The organism is Roseateles sp. (genome assembly GCF_031397715.1).
Taxonomy (GTDB): Bacteria; Pseudomonadota; Gammaproteobacteria; order Burkholderiales; family Burkholderiaceae_C; genus Paucibacter_A.
In genome coordinates, this window is the sequence record NZ_JANNMI010000022.1 from 1 (window position 1) to 8194 (window position 8194).

An 8194-nucleotide genomic window follows, 5' to 3' on the forward strand; every position below is an offset into this window, starting at 1 on the left:
GAAATGGCCAAGGCGGCGGGCTTGACTGCCGCCAATGTGGTCGGGTTGAATGCCATTCAGCAACTGCCTGCCGCGCCTGATGAGGCGGCAAGCGCGCCGGCCGCCAGCATGTCACTGCGCTGGTTGAGCTTCAGCGACAAGGGCAACTATGACTACCGCAGTTTTCATGCCACGGCCGAGCAGAACACGCCCGATGCCAAGGGCATGCGTCGCTATACCGAGTTCAAGGAGTACCGCTGGACCGGCAGCGACGGTCAAACCGATTCGTCGCAATTCGGGGTTAGCTACGACGGGCGCGGTGACAAGAGTTGGAAACGCTCGGACACCTATTGGACCGGCAGCGAGTGGTTCGCCTGCCCGGCCGAGTTCGTCCACGAGGCCGCCGTCTGGGACAAAGATGGCAAGAGCGAGTCCAGCTATTGCAAGAGTTATCGCAGCAGCAATCAGCGCAAGGCCCGCGATATCGGCGGGCTGAGCATGCTGGCTGTGGTGAAAGAAATTCGCAGCTATCCGCATCAAGATGAGGGCGTCTCGTTCAGTGCCTGGGGGCCTGATCCGGTGGTGCATGCCGATGCGCTGGCGGTAAACTTTCCGCCCAAGTCCAAGCTCTTTTACCAAAGCGGCAGCAACACCGTCAGGCCGCCGGCCTATGACGGCCGCAGCGTGTCCAACTATGTGGACGGACTGAACCAAGGGCTGAAGCCTCAATGCGAGGCTTGGACGAGCGAAAGCGATGCGTCGATGAGATCGCCGGCGCGCAGCCTGGATCAAGTGATTGCCGCCAACCGTGGTCAACCCTGTGTCTACAGCGCCGACGCGGCCACCGGTGCCAGCAACGAAGCCTGGGGCGCATCCACCTTGTTGCTGGGTTCGGTGTTTGATGCGGCGTTTGAGGCGCCAAGCAGCGAATACCGCACGGGTCGGCGCGATCTGCGCTTCTCGTTCGGCGCCGACAAGAGCGTCAAGTATTGGAGCTGCTTGAGGCGTACCAGCGACCGCTCGCCACGCAACTGCAAGTCGATTGGCAGCGGCGCCTACACCATCGAAGCCTTGGGAGACGCAAGGGTGCTGCGCTTGACAGGTCTGCCGGGTCTGAGTGTTAGCTTGAGTGCTTCGACGATCTTGGTCGAACGCGCCGACAAAGTCTATCTCGGCTACCAGGACAAACCAAAGCCGACCCAGCAGATTCGCCTCAACAAGGAGGCCACCGAGGCTTTGTTCACTGCCCTGATGCTGCCGCATTGACCCGGAATTGCTGATCCACCATGGGGCCCGGCCGCACCCCAAGGCGACCGGGCCTCAGTCTGGTGTCAGCATTGGCGGCAACAATTCAGCATTGCTTACTTGCTGAAAGATCACCGCCATGTGGAAATTACTCGCCGGTTTCGCCGTTTTTGCGGCCTTGGCCATTTTCATTCTGATGAAGAGCGGTGGTGACATCGACATGAGTGGCGAGAAGCATGATGTGGCGGCACCGCATACCGAAGCTGCCGCCTCGGCGGTGGAGGCGCCAGCTTCCGCCGCCTCCCGCTAAAACTTGATTGGCGACTACTTGACCTAAGTCAACAGACTGCGCATGCCCAGCGTCTACCGTTCGGCATGCGCAAGCTTTATCGAAGTCTGGCGGGCAAGCTCGCCCTGATTCAAACCACGTTCTTGGTCGTGGCGCTGGCCGCGATCGCCTTCACGTTGTGGGTGTCATGGCAATTGGAGGGCGGGGCGGGAGCCATCAACGAGGCCGGTCGCATGCGCATGCTGACCTACAAGCTGACCTTGATGCATCAGGCCGGCGAACGGGTTGAAGTGGCCGATGGTGTGGCCGGCTTCGATGCCATGGTGTTGAGCCTGCGCAATGGCGATCCGTCGCGGCCGCTGTTCATTCCGGACAACCAAGCCAGCCTGGACCGGTTCGCGGAGGTTGAGCGGGCCTGGTTGCCACTGCGCGGCAAGTTGCTGCAGGCCCCAGGCGACCCGGGCCTGCGCTATCAGGCCGACCAATTTGTCAGCACGGTCGATGTCTTCGTCTCGGCGATAGAAAAAGCGATTGCCACCCGCACTGCCTTGCTCGGCAGTCTGTGTTTTGGCTTGGTGGTGCTGGTTGCGGCGGCCTCGGTGGTGTTTGTGTCGGGCACTTTTGTCTGGATCATTCAGCCGCTGCAGCGGCTGCGGGACGGCTTGAAGCAGATGGCGGCACGCAATTTTTCGCAGCGTATCGACGAGAGCGATTCGGTCGAAGAATTTGCCTCGCTGGCCCTGGGTTTCAATTCAATGGCGGATGCACTGGAAGCTTCTTACCGCGGTCTGGAGCACAAAGTGGCGGAGAAGACCGCCGATTTGGCGCGCCAAAATGAGCGCTTGGCCGCGCTCTATGACGTTGCCTTGATGGCGGTGCAAAGCCCGGCCAGCATCGAAGACTTGGCGCAGGAGTTTGCCTTGAAGATCAGCCGCATTGCCGGTGCCGATGCGGCGGCAGTGCGCTTGGCGGCCGAGGACGGAGAACGCCTGTTGATGCTGGGCCAAGTGCGCTTGCCGGCCAGCATGGTCGAGGCCGAGGGCTGCGTGCGCCGCGGTGAATGCGCCTGTGGTGAGCATCTTGAGACGGTGGCCGGCGCACGCATCATCCCGATACTTGCACTGGGCGAACGCAAACTCAAACATTGCGAAGCGGCCGGCTATCAGACTGTCGTGGCCATCCCGATGCGCACCCCCAGCCGCACGGTCGGCGAGGTGGAGCTGTTTTATTACGGCGAGCGCCAGGTGCCGGATGATGAGCGGCATTTGTTCGATGCCTTGGCCGGTCAAGTGGCCACACAGTTGGACAACCTTCGCCTAGCGTCACGTGACCGCGAGATGGCGGTCAGCGAAGAGCGCAATTTGATGGCGCAGGAGTTGCACGACTCGATCGCTCAGTCGCTGGCTTTTTTGAAGATCCAGGTGCAGCTATTGCGCCGTGCAATCAAAGACGGGCGGGCGGTGGAAATCGAGACCACCTTGGCGGAAATCGATGCCGGTGTGCGTGAGAGTTACGCCGATGTGCGTGAATTGCTCTTGCACTTCCGCACCCGGCCCGGTGACGAGGATATTGCCCATGCCTTGCGGACCACGCTGTCCAAGTTTGAGTTGCAAAGTGGGCTCAGCACGCGCTTGACAATGGCCGGGCAAGGCGTGCCCTTGCCGCCGGATCAACAAGTGCAGGTCCTGCATGTCTTGCAGGAGGCACTCTCCAATGTACGCAAACATTCAGGCGCAAGCGCCGTTGAACTGCGTGTGACGCAGGCCCCGCAGTGGCGCTTCGAGGTGCGTGACGATGGCGCCGGCTTCGACGCACTGGCAGGCTGCTTTGATGAGACCCATGTCGGCTTGCACATCATGCGTGAGCGAGCCCAGCGCATTGGCGCCAAGCTGCAGGTCAGCAGCCAAGCCGGTCAGGGCACGCAGATCAGCTTGACCTTGCCGCCGCAAGGGCGCATGGCGGCGCTGCAAAAGCTTGAGTCCGAGTCCGTTTAAGTCATCAGTTTGGACCCTATGAATATTCGCGTGATGGTGGTCGACGACCACAGCCTGTTTCGCCGCGGTCTGACCGCCTTGCTGGCTCATGAACCGGGTTTGGAGGTGGTGGGCGAAGCGGCCGATGGCAGCGAGGCGATGCGCCGAGTCAAGGACCTGCAACCCGCCGTGGTGCTGCTGGACAACCATATGCCCGGTGTGCGCGGCGTTGATTTGTTGCCCGGCTTGCTGGAGCTTGCGCCGACGACGCAGTTCATCATGTTGACCGTCAGCGAAGACGAGGAAGATTTGGCGGCCGCACTGCGGGCCGGTGCGGCCGGCTATCTGCTCAAAACCATCGACGGGCAAGATTTGGCGGCGGCGATCCGCCGTGCAGTCGGTGGCGAGTCCGTCGTCAGTGCCGAGATGACGCACAAGCTGGTGCGGGTCTTCAAGGCCTCCACGGCAGCAGCGCCGCCCGCGCCCGCTGGCACCTTGGATGAGGGCAGTTCGCTGCTGTCGCCGCGCGAGCAGGAATTGCTGCGCGAGATCGTGCGTGGCGCCAGCAACAAGGAAATTGCACGCACGCTAGGCATTGCCGAGACGACCGTGAAAATCCACGTTCAACACATCTTGCGAAAGTTGAATCTGAGCTCGCGGGTGCAAGTGGCGGTGTGGGCGAGCGAGCGTGGCTTGGGCTGAGTTCAGTTGAGTTAAGTTAAGTTGGTTCTTGATTCGCAATGATCCTCAGCCAGGCTCATCTGGTGAGTTAGCCGGCGGGCTACGTGGGCTGCATCTCAGGTTCAGCCAGGCCAAAACCGACTTGTCGGCGAGCTTCAGCTCGACGCCGCCGATCTGAGCAGCGAGCGATCCGGCGCCAAGGTCGGCCGAGGCTCGGAGAACAAGGTCCCGTGTGTGGCGTCTGGTTCGTTCAACCAACTCGGCCACCCCTTGCGCGTCAAACTCATGCCGCTGCCAGAGTTCACTATCAAGGCGATCAAGCAGTGGGCTCCCGGTCATCGCGCGCAGGGTGCCACGTCAACGCAGACCGCCCGAGGCCGCGCCAGCACACGCCGCGGGGAGTTGTGTTGAGCTTTCTTAGAGTAAAGGGCCCCCGGGGAAATGCCCGGCGCGGCAACGACAAGTGAAAGATAAACAGAGAAAGGCTTGCCTAGATGGTTCGAACACGACAAGTAGCCCAGCTCGTCAATGACAAGCAGATCCGGCGCGACGTCGTGCTTGAGCCTGCGGTGCAGGGCCGTGTCGCTGTCGCGTGCGGCCATTTCGGCCAGTCGGGCGCGGCCGTGATGCGGGGCGGCAGAAGGCGCGGCGGCTGCAACAGGTGCGCGATGGCCGGGCCGTAGGCGTCCTCGTTGGCCGGTCCATCGCCACCAGCAGGGCGTGCCATCAGTGGGCGTGAACTTGCGCTTGAATAGAGCACTAGGGCGGCGTAGCGTTTGACCAATGAAGACGCCGCGCTCGCTTTTGTTGCGCCGGCAGGGGGGTAGTCAAAACGCTGCAGCACGCGGCAGATGACGGCGTAATGCTCGGCCCTGCGGGGATCCGTGCCGCTGTCGGCAGTGAACTCGACTGCAGCACTGCCGCGCAAGCGCCCCTTGATCGTGGTAATCATGTCTAGCTTGCCTTCGTTCATGTCGAATACCCTGTTTGTGATGATCAACCGGCTTCAACTCGCCATCCTCAAAACCTCGGTTCAGGCTCACGCTTCATTGGACAAGGCCGGTGCTCGCTTAGGCCAATAAATCCATGCTAAACTGCAAGGCTTGGCGGCTGTAGCTCAGTTGGATAGAGTACTTGGCTACGAACCAAGGGGTCGTGGGTTCGAATCCTGCCAGCCGCACCAAAAAAATAATAAGAGAATCAACGGGTCAGTAGCTCCAAGCTGCTGACCCGTTTTCCATTTCTGCAGGACTTTTGCGGGATTCCCATCCCCGTCCCTTCTTCTTGCTGGCGCTTGAGCATCGCCAAACTGATGTACCAACGGCCACTTGGCTCGTTCTCGGCCGCGCGCGGCTGGCCGGCGCCGGGGCGAACAGCTGTCGAAGACTTCATGCCCGCGTCTCTAGTTCGTTGAATAAACGTCAGCATGTGCGCTTTCGCACAGTCGAACGCGCGTGGCTTACTTACGCTCAGGTTTTCAACGCGCTCGCCCGCGCAAACTTCTGATCGGAGTATCTGATGAGCCAAAAGAACTCAGACCCTTCGCCGGCAGCCCTGCCGGGGCGCCCTGCGAGCCCAGGGAAGTCAAAGCCGCAAACTGCGCCGACCGCGCCGAAAGAACCCAATGAGGTGTTGGGCCGGACTTGGCCCTGCACGCGGGGGCTCAGCATGTGCGCGCGGAGTTGCCGCAACCTTGGTCGGACTGGGCGGTGGCGGCTTGGTTTGCGGCTGCAAACGCGCATCTGGAAGGGCAGCGTCCGGTCGATAGACTGGACTCGGATCTTGATGCGGTACTGCAGGCCGCAGTTTCACTGGACACGGTCGATGAATTTGTGCCCTATCACCTGCGCCGGGCGGACGGCTTCCGCCTGCATGCGTGAAGCGTTTTAGGCTCATGCCAGCACCGAGCGCTGCAATGGCCAAACGGGCGGCTTCGCTCGGGCCGCAGCCCCGCACTGGCTCAGGCTGGACGGTTCGGCTTCGGTGCAACGCGGCTGCGTAAGCGGCCGCAGCACGATTTACTGAGACCCCACGATGCGCCGACATACCGAACATCACCGCAGCGACCGTATCGGCTGGCTGCGTGCCGCCGTGCTGGGCGCCAATGACGGCATTGTGTCCACCGCCAGCCTCGTTCTCGGCGTGGCCGCTGCGGGCGCCGAGCCGCGCTTGATTCTGCTGACCAGCGTCTCGGGGCTGATCGCTGGCGCCATGTCAATGGCGGCCGGTGAGTTCGTCTCGGTTCATTCGCAGCAAGATACCGAGCATGCCGACCTGGCGCGCGAGCGTGCCGAGCTGAAACTAGATCCGGTGGGCGAGCAAAGAGAGCTGGCGGGTATTTACGTCGGCCGCGGCTTGGAGCCGGCGCTGGCCGATCAAGTCGCCGCCAAGCTGATGGCCCATGACGCGCTGGCTGCGCATGCGCGCGACGAGCTCGGGCTGTCCGACACGACGGCGGCGCGTCCCGTTCAGGCCGCGCTTGCTTCTGCGGCCAGCTTCGCGGTTGGCGCGGTCTTGCCGATTGCCGTCGTGGCCACGGCATCGCCGGCGTATTTGATGCTCTGGGTGTCGGTGTCGTCGCTGCTGTTCCTGGCCGGCCTGGGGGCGCTGTCGGCCAAGGCGGGCGGCGCGCCGATCGTGAGCGGTAGCTGGCGCGTCGCGTTTTGGGGTGCCGCCGCTATGGCGGTCACCGCCGGCGCTGGGGTCATGTTTGGTGCGGTCGCTGGCGCTTGAACGCAGGCCTTGCCGGTGCACGCACAGCCAGCGTTTCACGCCGCGTGATTGCGGCATCGACCAAGGCCCGGGCTCTCCGCAGCAGCGCCTGCAAATGGGCCGGGTCGCGAAAGCTCTCGGCGTAGATCTTGTCGATGTCCTCGGTGCCGGACGGTCTTGCGGCAAACTTGGCGCTGGCCGTGCAGACCTTGATGCCGCCGATGGGCGCGCCGTTGCCAGCCGCAGAGGTGAGCTTCTCGATGGCCAGCACATGCCATTCGTTAAACGCCAGATCGCGACAGCCAAGCTGCGGTGACCCGAAGTGCCGAAGGCCACCTGTTGAGCGGGCACCGCCCGGATCGGGCCGTTCGGCGTAGTCGGCCGCAATGAGCTGGTTCACATTGATGAGATCGTTGGCGGACGCCGGCTGGCCCGCGCGCGGGTTGATGTGACTGCGCATTTGCGAATCGCGTTCAGGCCGCTTGGTCGGCCTTCATCGCCCCTACCGTTTGCGACAGCAGCAGTTGCTGATCGGCTTGCAGACCCATGGCTTGCGACAGCGCGTGGCGGTCGAACCAAGCGCGTATCACCGTGGCCAGTCCCTCCGAGGCGCAGTACAGGTAGACGTTCTGCGCCATTGCTCCGGCCATGGCGTAGGCATAGGCCTCCCGCTGGGCCGCCGGCACCAGTTGCATGCGGCCAGCCTCAACATTCGGCAATGTGCTGAGCGTGCTGGTGGCCAGTGCCTTCCTGCCTTTTCTGCCTATGCTGCCCTTGTAACTGCTGGTGCAACACCTGCTGTACGACATCGCCCAGAGCGGCATCCCCTTCGACAATGTCGACCCTGAGTCGCTGGCCAAGCCGCTGCAATGGTAGCCGTTGGACAGCGGCCGCTTCATGCTGTTGTTCGGACCGATCAGCTCGCGGTTCGACATCCTCACCTTCGGCCTGATGTGGTGGGTGTTGGGTGCCAACAGTGTTGCGCAGCTGACGCTGTTCCAGTCGGGCTGGCTTGTTGTGGGTCTGTGGCTGCCCTGGGGCCCGCTGGCCAGCTATTCCAGCCTGCAGGCCTTGCCGGCGGCCTATTGCGGCTGGTTGTTGGACATCCTGCTCGGCTACAGCACGTTGCCTGCAAGCGGTGCGACGTGGAGTGCATCGTGGAGTAAATAACGCGCGAGCTATCGGATAGTTAGATCTAAATATTACTTAGACCGAAAATTCGATGCTATAGTAGAGGGCTTGGAGCGGCTGTAGCTCAGTTGGATAGAGTACTTGGCTACGAACCAAGGGGTCGTGGGTTCGAATCCTGCCAGCC

8 protein-coding genes, 1 tRNA gene and 2 pseudogenes are annotated in these 8194 nt (G+C 62.3%); 8 read left to right on the forward strand and 3 right to left on the reverse strand.

Annotated elements, in window-relative coordinates; all coding sequences use genetic code 11:
• From RMO57_RS01035 to RMO57_RS01050, 4 genes and pseudogenes are all read left to right on the forward strand, one after another.
• Positions 1-1245: pseudogene (locus RMO57_RS01035) on the forward strand (hypothetical protein); the annotation flags it as partial.
• Between the two features lie 118 nt (positions 1246-1363).
• The gene (locus tag RMO57_RS01040; RefSeq protein ID WP_310383429.1) at positions 1364-1534 is read left to right on the forward strand and encodes a hypothetical protein; all 171 of its coding nucleotides are present in this window, start codon (positions 1364-1366) and stop codon (positions 1532-1534) included.
• A gap of 65 nt (positions 1535-1599) precedes the next feature.
• A complete protein-coding gene (locus tag RMO57_RS01045) occupies positions 1600-3507 on the forward strand; it encodes a type IV pili methyl-accepting chemotaxis transducer N-terminal domain-containing protein (RefSeq protein WP_310383430.1) in 1908 nt (635 codons plus the stop codon).
• Positions 3508-3525: 18 nt separating this feature from the next.
• Positions 3526-4188, forward strand: coding sequence for a response regulator transcription factor (locus tag RMO57_RS01050; RefSeq protein ID WP_310383431.1), 663 nt, complete (start codon positions 3526-3528; stop codon positions 4186-4188).
• A gap of 469 nt (positions 4189-4657) precedes the next feature.
• Here the strand turns inward: RMO57_RS01050 and RMO57_RS21930 are convergent, their stop codons facing one another.
• Positions 4658-5140, reverse strand: a complete 483-nt coding sequence (locus RMO57_RS21930) for a hypothetical protein (RefSeq protein ID WP_414896351.1) — start codon at positions 5138-5140, stop codon at positions 4658-4660.
• 133 nt (positions 5141-5273) lie between these two features.
• Between RMO57_RS21930 and RMO57_RS01060 the strand changes: the two genes are divergently transcribed.
• From RMO57_RS01060 to RMO57_RS01070, 3 genes are all read left to right on the forward strand, one after another.
• A tRNA-Arg gene (locus RMO57_RS01060) sits at positions 5274-5350 on the forward strand.
• A gap of 460 nt (positions 5351-5810) precedes the next feature.
• A complete protein-coding gene (locus RMO57_RS01065) occupies positions 5811-6047 on the forward strand; it encodes an antitoxin Xre/MbcA/ParS toxin-binding domain-containing protein (protein ID WP_310383432.1) in 237 nt (78 codons plus the stop codon).
• Between the two features lie 154 nt (positions 6048-6201).
• The gene (locus RMO57_RS01070; RefSeq protein ID WP_310383433.1) at positions 6202-6900 is read left to right on the forward strand and encodes a VIT family protein; all 699 of its coding nucleotides are present in this window, start codon (positions 6202-6204) and stop codon (positions 6898-6900) included.
• On the opposite strand, the gene RMO57_RS01075 is transcribed toward RMO57_RS01070, so the two are convergent.
• Together RMO57_RS01075 and RMO57_RS01080 are read right to left on the reverse strand one after the other, a co-directional pair.
• On the reverse strand, positions 6872-7339 hold the full coding sequence (locus tag RMO57_RS01075) for a hypothetical protein (RefSeq protein ID WP_310383435.1): 468 nt from the start codon (positions 7337-7339) through the stop codon (positions 6872-6874). The two genes, RMO57_RS01070 and RMO57_RS01075, sit on opposite strands and share 29 nt — an antisense overlap.
• A gap of 13 nt (positions 7340-7352) precedes the next feature.
• The gene (locus RMO57_RS01080) at positions 7353-7565 is read right to left on the reverse strand and encodes a nitroreductase family protein (protein ID WP_414896352.1); all 213 of its coding nucleotides are present in this window, start codon (positions 7563-7565) and stop codon (positions 7353-7355) included.
• A gap of 7 nt (positions 7566-7572) precedes the next feature.
• On the opposite strand from RMO57_RS01080, the pseudogene RMO57_RS01085 reads away from it, so the two are divergent.
• Positions 7573-8049: pseudogene (locus tag RMO57_RS01085) on the forward strand (magnesium-translocating P-type ATPase); the annotation flags it as partial.
• Positions 8050-8194: the final 145 nt, after the last annotated feature.

What these genes read in the sequence shown, in the direction of transcription:
- RMO57_RS01040 (WP_310383429.1), top strand. Translation starts at nt 1,364, where the DNA reads ATGTGGAAATTACTCGCCGGTTTCGCCGTTTTTGCGGCCTTGGCCATT.
- RMO57_RS01045 (WP_310383430.1), top strand. Translation starts at nt 1,600, where the DNA reads ATGCGCAAGCTTTATCGAAGTCTGGCGGGCAAGCTCGCCCTGATTCAA.
- RMO57_RS01050 (WP_310383431.1), top strand. Translation starts at nt 3,526, where the DNA reads ATGAATATTCGCGTGATGGTGGTCGACGACCACAGCCTGTTTCGCCGC.
- RMO57_RS21930 (WP_414896351.1), bottom strand. Translation starts at nt 5,140, where the DNA reads ATGAACGAAGGCAAGCTAGACATGATTACCACGATCAAGGGGCGCTTG.
- RMO57_RS01070 (WP_310383433.1), top strand. Translation starts at nt 6,202, where the DNA reads ATGCGCCGACATACCGAACATCACCGCAGCGACCGTATCGGCTGGCTG.
- RMO57_RS01075 (WP_310383435.1), bottom strand. Translation starts at nt 7,339, where the DNA reads ATGCGCAGTCACATCAACCCGCGCGCGGGCCAGCCGGCGTCCGCCAAC.